Source organism: Fulvimarina pelagi HTCC2506 (genome assembly GCF_000153705.1).
Lineage (GTDB): Bacteria > Pseudomonadota > Alphaproteobacteria > Rhizobiales > Rhizobiaceae > Fulvimarina > Fulvimarina pelagi.
Genome location: NZ_DS022272.1, coordinates 1379751 through 1395515 on the forward strand (window position 1 = coordinate 1379751; position 15765 = coordinate 1395515).

The 15765-nt window shown below is 59.5% G+C and carries 12 protein-coding genes; 10 read left to right on the forward strand and 2 right to left on the reverse strand.

The window, feature by feature from the left end; translation table 11 throughout:
• The first annotated feature begins 430 nt into the window (after positions 1 to 430).
• From FP2506_RS06500 to FP2506_RS06545, 10 genes are all read left to right on the forward strand, one after another.
• Positions 431 to 1141, forward strand: a complete 711-nt coding sequence (locus FP2506_RS06500; protein WP_007066623.1) for a response regulator transcription factor — start codon at positions 431 to 433, stop codon at positions 1139 to 1141.
• Positions 1142 to 1274: 133 nt separating this feature from the next.
• Positions 1275 to 3071: a sensor histidine kinase gene (locus FP2506_RS06505; RefSeq protein WP_007066624.1), complete on the forward strand. Its 1797-nt coding sequence runs from the start codon at positions 1275 to 1277 to the stop codon at positions 3069 to 3071.
• Positions 3072 to 3082: 11 nt separating this feature from the next.
• Positions 3083 to 3538 carry an HPr kinase/phosphorylase gene (locus FP2506_RS17935; protein ID WP_007066625.1) on the forward strand — a complete coding sequence of 152 codons (456 nt, stop codon included), beginning with the start codon at positions 3083 to 3085 and terminating at the stop codon, positions 3536 to 3538.
• A 169-nt stretch (positions 3539 to 3707) separates the two neighbouring features.
• Positions 3708 to 4109, forward strand: a complete 402-nt coding sequence (locus FP2506_RS06515) for a PTS sugar transporter subunit IIA (protein ID WP_007066626.1) — start codon at positions 3708 to 3710, stop codon at positions 4107 to 4109.
• Between the two features lie 4 nt (positions 4110 to 4113).
• Positions 4114 to 4461, forward strand: a complete 348-nt coding sequence (locus FP2506_RS06520) for an HPr family phosphocarrier protein (protein WP_007066627.1) — start codon at positions 4114 to 4116, stop codon at positions 4459 to 4461.
• A gap of 359 nt (positions 4462 to 4820) precedes the next feature.
• Positions 4821 to 6221 (forward strand): adenosylhomocysteinase, encoded by a 1401-nt coding sequence (ahcY, locus tag FP2506_RS06525; protein ID WP_007066628.1) that lies wholly within the window; start codon positions 4821 to 4823, stop codon positions 6219 to 6221.
• Between the two features lie 403 nt (positions 6222 to 6624).
• Positions 6625 to 9093: a sensor histidine kinase gene (locus tag FP2506_RS06530; RefSeq protein ID WP_007066629.1), complete on the forward strand. Its 2469-nt coding sequence runs from the start codon at positions 6625 to 6627 to the stop codon at positions 9091 to 9093.
• Positions 9094 to 9173: 80 nt separating this feature from the next.
• The gene (gene tsaE / locus FP2506_RS06535) at positions 9174 to 10706 is read left to right on the forward strand and encodes a tRNA (adenosine(37)-N6)-threonylcarbamoyltransferase complex ATPase subunit type 1 TsaE (RefSeq protein ID WP_040489482.1); all 1533 of its coding nucleotides are present in this window, start codon (positions 9174 to 9176) and stop codon (positions 10704 to 10706) included.
• Complete coding sequence (locus tag FP2506_RS06540) at positions 10703 to 11467, forward strand: nucleotidyltransferase family protein (protein ID WP_007066631.1); 765 nt, start codon at positions 10703 to 10705, stop codon at positions 11465 to 11467. Before tsaE ends, FP2506_RS06540 begins: the two co-directional genes overlap by 4 nt.
• Before the next feature lie 143 nt (positions 11468 to 11610).
• On the forward strand, positions 11611 to 11970 hold the full coding sequence (locus FP2506_RS06545; RefSeq protein WP_007066632.1) for a hypothetical protein: 360 nt from the start codon (positions 11611 to 11613) through the stop codon (positions 11968 to 11970).
• Positions 11971 to 11982: 12 nt separating this feature from the next.
• Here the strand turns inward: FP2506_RS06545 and FP2506_RS06550 are convergent, their stop codons facing one another.
• A complete protein-coding gene (locus FP2506_RS06550; protein ID WP_007066633.1) occupies positions 11983 to 13884 on the reverse strand; it encodes an ABC transporter ATP-binding protein in 1902 nt (633 codons plus the stop codon).
• Complete coding sequence (locus FP2506_RS06555; protein ID WP_007066634.1) at positions 13881 to 15749, reverse strand: ABC transporter ATP-binding protein; 1869 nt, start codon at positions 15747 to 15749, stop codon at positions 13881 to 13883. Before FP2506_RS06555 ends, FP2506_RS06550 begins: the two co-directional genes overlap by 4 nt.
• Positions 15750 to 15765: the final 16 nt, after the last annotated feature.

Below are 15765 nucleotides of genomic sequence, written 5' to 3' on the forward strand. Positions count from 1 at the left end.
AGATCGCCGGGGCGCAGCTCGATCCAATCAAATAACAGACCGGCGGATGTCGGTCGTACGACGGCAGGCGGCGTTTCCCAGGCGGATGCGCCGCTTTTTCGTTTTGACCGACGACGGTTCTGCGCTGACGCTCAGCCTGTGCCTAAAACATTCCACCTTGATACAAGAGATATGAGCATAGGCTTCGAAGCTTTTCTTCGAAGGGCCTAGGCTCCCAGCGTCATCGGTCAGGCTTGTATTCCGGCCGCTCGATGATACTCCTTCATTGAAAAACATGGCCTACTTCACATCTAGCGGCGTTGTAAGCGGACAGCAGAGACCGCACCTTGATCCGGATCGACAGCAATGGGCTAAGTCGATCATGCTTCGTAGCGCTCCTTCAGGGAATTAAACGAACGATCGGACAGCTAGTGAAAGGAGAGATAACCCAATGCCGACCATCGCCCTCGTCGATGACGACCGCAACATATTGACGTCAGTGTCGATCGCGCTCGAGAACGAGGGATACAAGGTCGAGACCTATACCGATGGTCTCTCCGCGCTCGACGGTCTGCAGGCGAGCCCCCCCAATCTGGCGATCTTCGACATCAAGATGCCGCGTATGGACGGAATGGAGCTCCTGCGCCGGCTGCGCCAAAAATCCGACATTCCAGTGATCTTTCTGACATCCAAGGACGAAGAGATCGACGAGTTGTTCGGTCTGAAGATGGGAGCTGACGACTATATTCGGAAACCCTTCTCCCAGCGACTGCTCGTGGAGCGCGTCAAGGCAATACTGCGGCGCGGCGCAGCCCGGGAGGCGAGTCCGGTAAGGGCCGGCAACGTTACCAATCCGGAAACGTCCTTGGAGCGCGGCCAGCTTGTGATGGACCAGGAGCGCCACACCTGCACGTGGAAGAGCATGCCGGTGACGCTTACGGTGACCGAGTTTTTGATCCTGCAATCGCTGGCGCAACGGCCGGGCGTGGTGAAATCGCGGGATGCGTTGATGGATGCGGCCTATGACGAGCAGGTCTACGTAGACGACCGCACTATCGACAGCCACATCAAGCGGCTACGAAAGAAATTCAAGGCGATCGACGACGATTTCGACATGATCGAAACGCTCTATGGCGTAGGATATCGTTTCCGCGAGATGTAACTGTGGACGACTCGCAATCGGACGTTCAATCTCGTCCTCTATGCCGCCGGGGCAATGACTTGGCGCTTACTTCCGCCCTGAACACGGCCGAAACTACCGGCGGCCATAAGACAATGGAGTTGGCGCGGCACTGATGGCATCGGTCTCCGACGCGAGCGACAACGAGGAAAGGCGGCGACGTGAGTTGTCGCGGCGCAGACGGTTGCGCCGTTTTCCCTTCGTCAGACGCATGCTGTTCCGCTCGCGCTGGCTGTTGTCGCACACGATCTTCTCGTCGCTGACACGGCGCATCGTCTTCCTCAATCTCGTCGCACTCATCGTCCTCGTCTCGGGCATCCTCTATCTCAATCAGTTCAGAGCGGGCCTGATCGATGCGCGAGTGGAAAGCCTTCTGACGCAAGGCGAGATCATGGCCGCGGCAATCGCCTCTTCAGCGACCGTCGACACCAATTCGATCACCCTCGACCCCGAGCGCCTTCTGGAACTCCAGGCCGGTGACACGCTGACGCCCTCATCCAGCGGGACCGAGAGTTTGGATTTCCCGATCGAGCCGGAGCGTGTCGCACCGTTGCTGGGTCGACTGATCTCACCGACGCGGACGCGGGCTAGACTGTACGATCGCGACAGCAATCTCATCCTCGACACACGACATCTCTACGCGCAGGGGCAGGTCCTTCGATACGATCTGCCGCCGATTGAGCCTGAGGAAGAAACGCTTATCGACGACGCGGTCGGCTGGTTCGAACGCCTGTTTTCCGGCAGCGAGCTTCCAACCTATCAGGAAACGCCAGGAGGCTCGGGCACCACCTACCCGGAAGTTGTCAATGCGCTGACGGGCGGACCGGCGACAGTGGTGCGGGCAACAGAAAACGGCGAACTGATCGTTTCGGTGGCGGTGCCGATCCAGCGTTTCCGTGCGGTCCTCGGCGTCCTCCTTCTCTCCACACAGGGCGGTGATATCGACAAGATCGTGCAAGCCGAGCGGACTGCAATTGTGCGGACTTTCGCGGTGGCGGCCCTTGTAACAATCGCCCTGTCGATATTGCTTGCGTCAACGATCGCAACCCCTCTGAGAAAGCTTTCAGCCGCGGCCGTTCGCGTGCGGCGCGGAGTGAACGTTAGGGCTGAAATACCTGATTTCGGCGATCGTGCGGACGAGGTGGGCAATCTCGCCGTGGCGCTCAAGGACATGACGCGGGCGCTCTATGCACGGATCGATGCTATCGAGTCGTTTGCAGCCGATGTCAGCCACGAACTGAAGAACCCCCTTACCTCGCTCAGGAGCGCGGTTGAGACCCTGCCGCTCGCCAAGAGCGAGACGAACCGCGAGCGTCTCCTTGAGATCATTCAACATGACGTGCGGCGGCTCGACCGCTTGATTACCGACATCTCCGACGCTTCCCGTCTCGATGCAGAACTCGCGCGACAAGAGGCCCACACAGTCGATATAGCCAAGCTCCTGGACAATGTGGTCCAAGGCGTGCGCGGGAGGGTCCAGCCGGATCGAAAGACGAAAATCGAACTGAAGGTTCAGCCGATCCCGGCTAACGTCAAAGGCGGAACCGAGGTTGTCGGGCACGATCTCAGACTTGGCCAGGTCTTCACCAATCTCATCGAGAACGCCCGATCCTTCGTCCCCGACGAAGGCGGACGCATCGAAATCAACGTGCGCCGTCGCAGCAATCGTCTGGTGGTGACGGTCGAAGATAACGGGCCGGGTATACAGGCAGAGGACATCGACCGCATCTTTGAGCGCTTCTATACCGATCGGCCTGACGCGGAGGCCTTCGGCCAGAATTCCGGTCTCGGCCTTTCGATCAGCCGTCAGATTGTCGAGGCCCACGGCGGCACGATTCGCGCTGAGAATGTCATCGAGAACCAGACCGTGCGCGGAGCTCGCTTCATCGTCTCCCTGCCGGCCGGCAGCTGACGCCCGCCATCATGCGCGAGAACGTTCACGGAACGGCGCTACTTATCGGGCGGGTCGGCATTCTCATCCGCGGCCCGGCGCAAAGTGGTAAGACAAGTCTTTGCATCTCGCTCCTCAGGCGAGCAGCTTCGATCTCCCAGACCGCCTATCTGATTGCCGACGACCGAGTCGACCTTCGCACCTGCGAAGATCAGATCATCATGAGTTCGCCTGAAGCTCTCACGGGGCTCGTTGAAATTGCCGGCATCGGGATCGTCCGCGAGGAGACCGCAGAGTCCTCCCCGCTTTTACTGCTCGTAGACCTCGTTGCGGCGGAAGAACGCACACGGATGCCCGATGAGGACGCCAGTATCCATATACTGCATGGGCACAGGGTTCGGCGGATTGCGTTGCCGATGCGCGACGCAGCATTTTCTGCCGATGTGATATTAACGCTCCTGAAGAACGATGACTGGCGACTTGGCTAAAAGTCGTCTTGCTTTCTAAATCAGAACGTTGGACCTTATTCAAAACAAGCGACGCTCGCACCAGCAAGACGCGTTAGAGTACGAGACCGGCCAATGGCGAACGGCCAGAATCTCGAGTGAATACCGGGAGGGCGACGATGGGGATACGGCTTAGGGATGTTCGGCCCAGATGATCGGCCTCGTCCTCGTAACCCACGGCCGTTTGGCCGAGGAATTTCGCAACGCGCTCGAACACGTCGTCGGGCCGCAGGAAGCCTTCGAGACGATCTCGATCGGGCCTGAAGACGACATGGAGCAGCGTCGGACCGACATCATCGAAGCTGTCGGTCGGGCCGAGCGCGGTAAGGGCGTGATCATCCTCACGGACATGTTCGGCGGAACGCCGTCGAACCTCGCAATCTCCGTAATGGACGGAAGCCGTGTCGATGTTTTGGCCGGCGTAAACCTTCCTATGCTGATCAAACTGGCCAGCGTTCGGGTAGAAAAGCCGCTCGATCAGGCCTTAATCGAGGCACAGGAAGCGGGTCGCAAGTATATCAACGTGGCGAGCCGTGTGCTGAGCGGGACATAGGGACATGAGACGCATCCCACTCCTTGATGACGAAAGCGGGCAATCGGTCGTCGACCGACACGAACGGCGAACCGCCAACGACAAGGTCGAACGGGTGCTGACGATCTGCAATCGCCGCGGTTTACATGCCCGGGCGTCCGCCCGGTTCGTCCAGACCGTCGATCAGTTCGACGCCGAAGTAACAGTCAAGCGGGATGGCATGTCTGTTGGCGGCCTCTCGATTATGGGCCTGATGATGCTGGCGGCGACAAATGGTTCCGACATTCATGTCTTCGCCACAGGCCCCGATGCTGGCGCCGTCGTCGCTGCTTTAGCCGAACTCGTGAACGACCGGTTTGGCGAGGACTCCTGACGCGTTATCTGCTTCCGAGCCGATCTAGTCCGCCAGAGGCCTGCATATGCGCCTCACGGCATGTCCCCACTTCCCCTGCACTGCGACGAATTGAACGCGCCATCTCCGGCACGTAGCCTTCATTCAGCTCGTAGAATAAGGGGGTTGCAGGCGTGCTCATGCAGCGCTTCGCGCCGACGGACTTTGCGCCGACTTCATCACGCGAAGCAGTTATCCCAAGACATCAACACATAAACATTTCTTTATATCCGCTTGTGATCAATCCCGCTTGCTGTTACACCGACGCTGGACGTGACGCGGTGCGGAATGCATCGCGATCCTAGGCTTTGACAAAACAAGGGATTGATATGGACACCCGTATGGACACCCAGAACGATTATGCGATCGCCGATATTTCGCTCGCCGATTATGGTCGCAAGGAAATTGAGATCGCAGAAACCGAGATGCCCGGCCTCATGGCCTGCCGCGAGGAATTTGGTGCCGAGAAGCCCCTCAAAGGCGCACGCATCACCGGTTCATTGCATATGACGATCCAGACAGCAGTTCTTATCGAGACCCTGAAAGCGCTCGGAGCCGATATCCGGTGGGCGTCCTGCAATATCTTTTCGACCCAGGACCATGCTGCGGCGGCAATTGCCGAAGGCGGAACACCGGTTTTCGCCATCAAGGGCGAGAGTCTCGAAGACTACTGGTCGTATACGGACGCGATTTTCCAGTGGCCGGACGGCGAACCCTCCAACATGATCCTCGACGACGGCGGCGATGCTACGATGTACATCCTTACGGGTGCACGTGCCGAGGCTGGCGAAGACGTACTTTCCAACCCGGAGTCGGAGGAAGAGGAAGTCCTCTTTGCGCAGATCAAGAAGCGGATGGCTGCGACTCCTGGCTTCTTCAAAAAGCAGCGTGATGCCATCAAAGGCGTCAGCGAAGAAACGACGACTGGCGTTAATCGCCTCTATCAGTTGCAGAAGAAGGGGCTGCTCCCGTTCCCGGCGATCAACGTCAACGACTCGGTCACGAAGTCGAAGTTCGACAACAAGTACGGCTGCAAAGAGAGCCTCGTTGACGGCATTCGCCGTGGCACCGACGTGATGATGGCGGGCAAGGTCGCTGTTGTCTGCGGCTATGGCGACGTCGGCAAGGGTGCCGCCTTGTCACTCCACGGAGCCGGGGCACGGGTAAAGGTTACAGAAGTCGATCCGATCTGCGCCCTCCAAGCGGCAATGGACGGTTTCGAAGTCGTCACGCTCGAAGACGCTGGTCCGAACGCCGATATCATCATCACCACGACCGGCAACAAGGACATCGTCACCCTCGACCACATGCGTTCGTTCAAGGACATGGCGATTGTGGGCAATATTGGCCACTTCGACAATGAGATTCAGGTCGGCGCCCTGCGCAACCATCAGTGGACGAAGATCAAGCCACAGGTTGACATGATCTCGTTCCCCGATGGCAAGAGAATGATCCTCCTCTCCGAGGGCCGGCTTCTGAACCTTGGCAACGCGACCGGTCATCCGAGCTTTGTGATGTCCGCCTCGTTCACGAACCAGGTGCTTGCTCAGATCGAGCTCTACAAGAACACCGCGCAGTACGAGAACAAGGTCTATGTTCTGCCGAAGCACCTCGACGAAAAAGTCGCTCGTCTTCACCTCGGCAAGCTTGGCGCAAACTTGACCGAGCTGAGCCAATCGCAGGCCGACTACATCGGCGTTGAGCGGCAAGGTCCTTACAAGCCGGAGCATTACCGCTACTAAGCCGACGCAGTCGATCAACCGAGATCGACCCAAGCCACCGAAGTCAATTGCTTCGGTGGCTTTTCTTTTGTTCTGTTCCTCTTTTGGACTTATTGTGCTGACTCCCACAGTGTTAGATAGTGGCGAGATCATGGCGGCTATGGCTGGCGGGGCCGCCCTGTGTGTATCGCGTTGCTCGGTCAATTCGATTTTGAAGATGCGGCGAATAACGGGGATCTGAAAAATGAACGAGGGGGTGTTCGTATCGCGCGGCGACGCGCGCGAGGCTGATTGGATTCAAACCTCTTCCAGTGGTGAAATCCTACCGAGAATAATGAGCAGTTGGGCATCAGACGCGGCTGTTCGCTCGTCTTGTCGCATTCTGGCCTTCGCGTCTCTAGCAGTTTACACCCCGACATCCGCGATGGCGCAGACAGGCCTTATTAATGGTTCCGCGCCCATCACGGCGCTCGCCCTGATTGCGGTTGCACTCGGTACGATGATGGTCTGCGCCGTCTATCTGATGAAGTACCGAGCGGCGCTCACTCACGAGAACGAGCAATTGCGTGCTGAGCTTGTTGACCGCTCGCAGGAAGCAAACGAATTCAGGGCGCTCCTCGGTGCGAGCGATCAGCGCCTTCTCGTCTACCGCGACTCCGAGATCCCACGCGTTTTTGGCGAACTGCCGAAGGAAGCCGGATCACCGCGCTCGCCACAACGGTTCCTCGAATTTTCCGGCTGGCTACCCATCGAAGTCGCAGGGGACCTCGCGGCGGCGATCGAAAATTTGCGCAACAACGCGGTATCCTTCGCCATTTCGCTCGACACACGGTCGAACGAGCTGATTGAGGTGACGGGTCGTACCCATGGTGGCCTCGCCCTCGTGAGGTTTACGCACACCGCGGGCCTGCGTGCGAAGCTGAAAAGGGCCGGCAGCGAGCTCACTGAAGCCCTCGGCACAATCGATACGATGCAGGCGCTGCTCGACACTGCACCGTTGCCAGCTTGGCTCCGCGACCGAGAGGGCAAGCTCTACTGGGTCAACCAGGCCTTCTCGAAGGCGGTAGATGGCGGATCGCCGGACGAAACGGTCGAGAACGGCACAGAATTTCTAGCCGAGAACGATCGACGTGAGGTGGCAAGCGCCGTCTCCCAATACGGCCTGTACGCCGGCAAGCTCTCGACCGTAGTCGATGCCGACCGGCATATCTTTGACGTAACCGAACTCGCCGGCCAACTCGGAACTGCAGGCCTCGCAATCGACGTCTCAGAGACCGAAAACATCCGGCGCGAGTTGCGCCAGACCATCGACAGCCAGTCCGAAACGCTCGACAAACTCGGCACGGCGGTGGCCCGCTTCGATCCTGAAACGCGGCTTGTTTATTATAACGCGGCGTTCAAGAACCTCTTCGAACTGACCGACACTTTCCTCCAGTCTGACCCCGATCACGTCGCATTTCTTGACCATCTGCGCCATGCCGGAGTCTTGCCGACGGAGACTGCGTTTCCGAGCCAGCGGCGCAAGGAGGACCTTGCCGCATACAGCGCAACCGATCCGACGGAAACGATGTGGCACCTCTCGAGCGGACGTACGCTGCGGGTCGTGGCGACACCCCATCCGCAGGGCGGCGCGACCTTCGTTTTCGAGGATATTACCGAGCGCCTAAAGCTGGAGATGGAGATCAAGACCGTCGCGCGACTTCAGCGCGAGACTCTCGACTATCTCGGAGAAGGCGTTGCCGTTTTCGGCGGCGACGGACGCCTGCAGCTCTCTAACCCTATCTTCGGCGAGATGTTCGAGTTCGACGCTGCATTCCTGAAATCTAAGCCGCGCATCCAGACCTTCGAAGACACCGCTGGTGTTCGGATCGAAGACGGGACATTCGATGGCACGGGCTGGAAAGGCCTTTCGGTTCTCGTCACGTCGATCGACGAGAACGGGCGAAATTCGGAAAACGGAGAAGTACGCCTTTCGAATGGCATGACCCTCGCCTACAAGGCAGTGCCGCTGCCTGCAGCCCAGACGATGCTGACATTTTCCGACGTCTCGGACGCTCGGGCTGCTGAACGCATGCTCCGCGAAAAGAACGATGCGCTGGAAGAGGCCAACCGCATCAAGTACGACTTTGTCTCTTTCATGAGCTACGAATTGCGCTCGCCGCTTACCACCGTCATCGGCTTCTCGCAGCTTCTCGCCGAGCCGGAGCTCGGTACGCTCAACGAGCGTCAGAGCGACTACCTGGATCATATCACGTCGTCGACGCGATCCCTTCTCGCCATGGTCAACGATACGCTCGATCTCGCGACGATCGACGCCGGCATCATGGAACTCGAGGTCTCACACGTCGACATCGCGGCGCGTGTCGAGAATGCCGTTGAGGGCGTGCAAGAGCGTCTGCACGAGAACCAGCTTAGAGTGGAGGTCGATTTGACGAAGAGTGGCGACGTCCTTGAGGCGGACGGTGCGCGGCTGACGCAGATCCTCTACAACCTCCTTTCCAACGCAACGAACTTCGCTCCTCAGGGCTCCGAAATCGAACTGAAGGCCTGGAAGTCCGAAACAGGGTCTGAAGTATGCTTCGCCGTCACTGATCGCGGACCGGGCATTCCGGCCGATCAGGTCGATCGCATCTTCGAACGCTTCGAAACCAACGCCGAGGGAGGACGATCGTCTGGTCCAGGATTGGGCTTGTCGATTGTTAAGAGCCTCGTGGAGCTGCATGGTGGAGAGATCCGTGTCGAGACGCCGAATGGCGGCGGCACACGTGTCATCTGCGCCCTCCCCGCTTCGCAGGACCGGCCCGATCCCGAACATCCGATCGGCAGCGATGCAACAGGGTCGACCAAAGAGGCTGGGACGAAGGCTTCAACCTATCGGGATGCCGCAGAATGAACCATATGCTGTCGCTCAAGGAGACCGGTAAAAGCACAACTGGATCTTTGCTTACGGTGTTTGGGGAACAACTCACGGCGATGACCGCTTTGAAGACGATCAAAATCGTCGAACTGGCCGATGTCGCGGCGACCGAGCGCCTCGGGGAAGACTTGAGTCTCGTCCTCAAGCCGGGCGACGTGATTGCACTCTTCGGTGACCTCGGTGCCGGAAAGACGAGCCTCGTCCGAGCCGCCATTCGCGCCCTTACCGAAGACGACTTTCACGAAGTACCCTCCCCCACCTTCACGCTCGTACAGAGCTACGATGGCCGAATCCGAACCTCGCATTTCGACCTCTACCGGCTCGCCGATGAAGCCGAAGTTGCCGAACTCGGTTTCGAAGAGGCCGCGGCGGCTGGCGCTGTTTTCGTCGAATGGCCGCAGAGGGTGGTGAGCGTCCTCACCCGTGCGAATGTCGCCATTGAGTTTAGGACAAGCGCGAATGGCGGCCGACAAGCGGCGGTCGCAGCGTCTGGTGATGCCATCGAGCGGATCGAACGTACCCTCGAGATCCGCGATTTTCTTGTTTCGAGAGACCTTCCGACGAACCGTCGCCGCCATTACACCGGCGATGCATCCTCGCGCAGGTATGAAAGGGTGGAGGTCGACGACGGCTCGCTGGTACTGATGGACTCGCCCCCTCAGCCGGATGGTCCGCCGATCAGAGGCGGTCTTCCCTATAGCCGGCTCGTGCACCTTGCGGAGGATGTCCGCCCCTTTGTCGCTGTTTCTCGCGCACTTTCCAAAGCTGGCTTCTGCGCGCCGCGCATTCGGGAACAAGACCTCGAACGCGGTCTTCTTCTTGTCAGCGATCTCGGCACGAAGTCGGTGCTGAAAGAAGACGGCTCGCCCGATCCTGAACGCTATCGCGCAGCCGTTGAGTGCCTTGCTCGCATGCACTCCGGCGATTGGCCCCACGACCTTCCGATCGAGGGCGAAGCCATACACCACGTCGCCGCATTCGACATCAACGCAATGATGACCGAGGCCGAACTCCTCCTCGACTGGTACGTGCCGGACGCGCTTGGGAGAGTGGCGACTGCGGACGAGAGGGAACGCTTCTACGAAGCCTGGTCTTTGGTGTTCGACGAGATCGCCGATGCCGAGACCAATCTCGTTCTGCGCGACTTCCATTCGCCCAATATCATTTGGCAGCCGAACGCAATTGGCGTAGCGCGGATCGGGCTCATCGACTTCCAGGACGCGCTGATAGGCCCGACCGCTTACGATGTCGCCTCACTCGCACAGGACGCCAGGGTCAATATACCACCGGAACTCGAAGCCTCGCTGGTATCGACCTATGTCGCGGCGCGCAGAGCAGGGAATCCTGGTTTCAAACCGTTCATGTTCGAGCGCGACTACGCGGTGATGGCCGCGCAACGAGCCACGAAGGTTTTGGGAATCTTCGTGCGCCTTTCCGTCCGCGATCAGAAACCGCAATACAGGCGTCACATTCCCCACGTAACCGGCTATCTCGGGCGGGCCCTCGACCATCCGACGCTTGCTGCGGTCAAATCGCTCTACGCCGATTGGGGCATCGTCGGAAGCAAGCTGACATCAAGACGCGCATGACAAACGCAGCGACGACAATGATCTCCGCAAAAGGACTCCAAAGCTGCCGGCCAACGACTGCCATGATGCTCTCAGCTGGCCTTGGAAAGCGGTTGCGGCCGGTCACATCCACCGTGCCCAAACCCCTCGTTGAGGTTCACGGCAAAGCGCTGATCGATTACGGACTGGACGCACTTGTGCGGGCTGGCATCGAGACGGTCGTCGTCAACGTCCATTATCTGCCTGACTTGATGCGTGCGCATCTGCGCAAGCGCAAGGACATCGAAATCGTAGTCTCGGATGAAAGCGATCTTCTGCTCGATTCCGGCGGTGGGATTGTGAAAGCCCTCCCACATCTCGGCACCGATCCGTTTTTCGTGCTCAACTCCGACACGTTCTGGATCGAGAGCTATCGCGCAAATCTCGATGTTCTCGCTGATCTCTGGCGCCCGGAAAAGATGGACGTCAGCCTGCTGATCGCCGATATGGCGCAATCGACCGGCTACGACGGACGCGGCGATTTCGTGATGGACGCAGCCGGGCGGCTGATCCGGCGCGAGGAACGGGACATGTCGCCATTCATCTACGCCGGGGCGGGCATCTTTAAGCCCGAGCTCTTCGAAGGATACGAGGCGAAGCCCTTTTCACTCAACCGAGTTTTCGATACGGCGATCGAAGGCCAGCGCCTCTTCGGTGTCCGTCTGAGCGGTCTCTGGCTCACCGTCGGAACGCCAATCGCAATCAAGCAGGCGGAGGCCGCCCTCCTCGCCAGTGCGGCCTGATCGAACTCGTTCTTTTACAAACAGCTTTCCCGATTTAGATAGCGGTGCAAACACGCTTAGGCTATCGATGTCCGCCGTGACCCGACGATGTCCGAAGGGCCAGCCAGAAGCTCCTATGCGGCTTCGATAGGAAAGATCGACCCATGCGCCCTCGCCTTCTGCCAATCATCGCGGCAGCTGTCTTCGCCACTTCTTCAGCCTTTGCAGATCCGTCAGGCAGCTATACGATCTCCGGAACCAATCCGGATGGATCCGCCTACAATGGGTCCGTTCTGGTTGCGAAGGTCGGGGAGACGTTCACCGTAAACTATACGGTCGGCGCTCAGACCTTCACCGGGACGGGGCTCGGTGACGACGACGTCATCTCGATCGGCTACACAGCGGGTGGACAGGATGTCGGCGTCGCGCTGATGGTCGCCGACGGGAATGGCGGCTTCGAAGGTGTGTGGGCTTATCTGGGCTCGAAATCCATGGGTCAGGAGAGTTGGACCGCCGCGCAATAGGTGCAGCGATCGCTATTCAGCAGCCTCCCGATCGAGATCGCCGATAAAGCCGCCGGACTGGCGTTCCCAAAGTTGAGCGTAGAGCCCGCCCCGGCGAATGAGATCGGCATGGCGCCCCTCTTCGACGATCCGGCCTTCGTCGATGACGATAAGGCGGTCGAGCGAGGCGATGGTGGAGAGGCGGTGAGCAATCGCGATCACCGTCTTTCCCTCCATCATATGATTGAGATTGCCCTGGATCGCCGCCTCGACTTCCGAATCGAGAGCACTCGTCGCCTCGTCGAGAAGGAGAATCGGCGCATCCTTCAGAAGGACGCGCGCGATCGCGATGCGCTGCCGCTGGCCGCCGGAGAGCTTGATGCCGCGCTCGCCGACGGTCGCCTTGTAGCCGCTATTGCCCTTCGGATCGCGGAGCGTCGGGATGAAATCCGCCGCATTGGCACGCGCGGCCGCATCAAAGACCTCCTCGTCCGAGGCCTCGCTGCGCCCATAGGCGATGTTCTCGCGGATCGAGCGATGGAGCAGTGCCGTGTCCTGGGTGACTACGCCAATCGCTGCCCGAAGCGAGGCCTGAGTCACATCCGAGATGTTTTGGCCGTCGATCGTGATGCGACCGTCCTCGACGTCGTAGAGCCGCAGCAACAGATTCACGAGCGTCGTCTTTCCGGCACCGGAACGCCCGACGAGGCCGACCTTCTCACCCGGGTTGATGGCAAGCGAAAAGTTCTCGATGACACCGTCGCCCTTACCGTAGTGGAAGGTGATGTCCTCGAAGGCGACCGCGCCCGTCTCGACCTTCAGCGGCAGCGCGTCCGGCTTGTCGATGAGGTTCGGCAGCGGGCTGATCGTCGCGACGGCATCCTGAATCGTACCGTAGTTCCTCACGAGCCCGTTGATGTTGAACATCATCCAGCCGGACATCTGGTTGAGCCGCAGCACTAAGCCGAGCGCCGCGGCGACCCCGCCGGTCGTCACGGACCCTGCCTGCCAGCCGATGATCGCGACCCAGCCGACGCCGGTCATCATCAGCCCGTTGAGGATGGCGATCGCGGTTCGGATCGTCGTCAGCGCGCGGCAGAGTCGGCGCACTGCTTCGACATATCTGGCAAAGCCGTCCTTGACGAAGGCGTCTTCCTTGCGGGTCGAGTCGAAGAGCTTGACCGAAAGGATGTTGGTGAAGCTGTCGACCACCCGGCCGGTCCAGACCGAATTCGCGTTCGCACGCTCGCGGCCGAGAATGCGGATCTGCGGCAGGAGATTGCGGATCATCCAGATATAGCCGAGCGACCAGAGCGCGAGCACCACCGACATCCGCCAATCGATCGCTCCGAGGATCGAAATCGTCAGGACGACGAAGGTGATGAAGGACCAGAAGGTCTGCAGGATCGTGATGACGAAATCGCCTGTCGCCTGCCCTGCCTGCTGTACCTTCTGGGCGAGCCGGCCCGCAAAGTCGTTCTGGAAGAATGTGTAGCTCTGCTCGATGATCCGCCGATAGCTCTGCCAGCGTATGCGGTTAAAGAAGCTCGGCGCGATCATCTGCTCTTCGAGTACAGAGGCTGCAAAGAGGACGAGTGCGCGCCCGATCAGTGTCACGAAGAGCAGGCCGGCGATCAGCCAAAAGTGCTCGGCGAGGAACGTCGCTGGCGAGGTTCCTTCCATCGCGTCGACCAGCCAGCCGACGCCGGTGAACATGATCGCCTCGACAAGCCCCGTTAGTCCGCCACAGATGAGTAGACCAATCAGCGGCCATTTAGCTTGCTTGGCGAAATGCCAGATGAACTGGTTGGCGTTGTTCGGCAGCGGATCCAGGTGGCCGATCCGATTGAAGCGCGCGTGCTTTTCCGCTTCTCCATTGTCCTCGAAGGGATCGAGGACGTTTTCGAAGCGCTTGAGAAAGCCGTCCATCATCATTCGGCGGCCCTCACGGACTCGGGTTCGGCAGGCTCCGCGCCGAGCAGAAAACCGCCGGCCTGCCGTTCCCAGAGTTGGGCGTAGAGACCGCCGGACCCGACCAGTTCGCCGTGGGTTCCTTCCTCAAGGATCCTGCCCTCGTCGAGAACAATGAGACGATCGAGCGCAGCGATTGTCGATAGGCGGTGGGCAACGGCGATGACGGTCTTGTTCTCCATGAGGCGATAAAGATTGTCCGAGATTGCAACTTCTACCTCTGAGTCGAGCGCGCTGGTCGCCTCATCGAGAAGGAGGATCGGCGCATCCTTCAGCATAACGCGGGCAATCGCGATGCGCTGACGCTGGCCGCCGGACAATTTGACGCCCCGCTCGCCTACCTCGGCATCTAGTCCGCGCTGGCCCTTGTGATCGATAAGCTCGGCGACGAAGTCGTCGGCCTTCGCGGCCTTGAGTGCCTCTTGCACCTCGGCCTCAGTGGCGTCGGGCTTGCCGTAGAGAATGTTCTCGCGGATCGAGCGATGCAGCAGCGAGGTGTCCTGCGTCACCATGCCGATCCGCTCGCGAAGCTGGTCCTGTCCGGCTTCTGAGACATCGAGGCCGTCGATGGTGATGCGACCTTTCTCTACGTCGTGAAAACGCAGCAGCAAGTTGAGGATCGTCGACTTGCCGGCGCCGGATCGGCCCACGAGCCCGATCTTTTCGCCGGGCCTGATACGCAGCGAGAAGTCGTCGAGGACGCCCCCCTCCTTGCCATAGTGGAAGGTGACATTCTCAAAAGCGATTGCCGCGTGCCGTACTTCGAGCGGCGCAGGCTGGCGCTTGTCGACCACTTGATGCGGTCGCTTGAACGTCTCCATGCCGTCTCGGATCGTGCCGAGGTTCTCGAACAGGGAAGAGACCTCCCACATGATCCAGTGGCTCATACCCTGAACGCGCAACACGATACCGATAGCTGCCGCGATCGCGCCGGCGGTGACGAGCCCGCCGGTCCAAGTGATGACCCCGACCGCTCCAACGCCGAAAAGCAGAAGCGAATTCAGGAACTGCAACACAAAGATGAACTGCGTGATCAGACGCGACTGGTCGTAGACTGGATGAAGGAATATGCGCATTGACTGACGCGCATATTCGGCCTCGCGCCGGGTATGGGCGAAGAGCTTCACCGCCTCGATGTTGGCGTAGGCGTCAACGACCCGGCCCGTCATCTCCGCGCGCGCATCGGCTTGACGCTGGGAGACACGATCCAGCCGAGGAATAAAATAAACGAGCATCACGACGTAAAGAACGACGTAACCGACGAAGGGCAGCGTCATGCGCCAGTCGGTGGCGCCCACCACGACCAGGATGCCTGACATGTAGACGACGATATAGAGGAACACGTCGATCGACTTGACGATGACCTCGCGTACCGCGAGCGCCGTCTGCATCAGCTTTTGTGAAACTCGACCAGCAAATTCGTCCTGAAAGAACGAGACAGAATGACCGAGCAGCCAGCGATGCATCGTATAGCGAAAACGCATCGGCAGATTGCCGAAGATAGCTTGGAAGCTTACGAAGCCATCGAAGAGCATCAGAGCGGGCAAGACGACAAGAATGAGGACGCTGAGCCCCGTCAACTGCCAACCATAATCCGCCAGGAACGTCTCCCGATCTGCAGCTGCGAACCAGTCGATAAGGTCACCGAGAAACGCGAACAGCGAGACCTCGATCGCCGAAAAAGTGAAGGTGAGGATGACCAGTGCGGTCAGCAGACGCCATGCCGGCTTGGCGAAATGCCAGATGAAGGCCCCCACCGAATGGGTCGGCGGCGCGGAAATCGGCATTTCGGGGAACGGATCGAGGAGCCGTTCGAAACGAGCGAACATCGTCAAACCAGTGGGT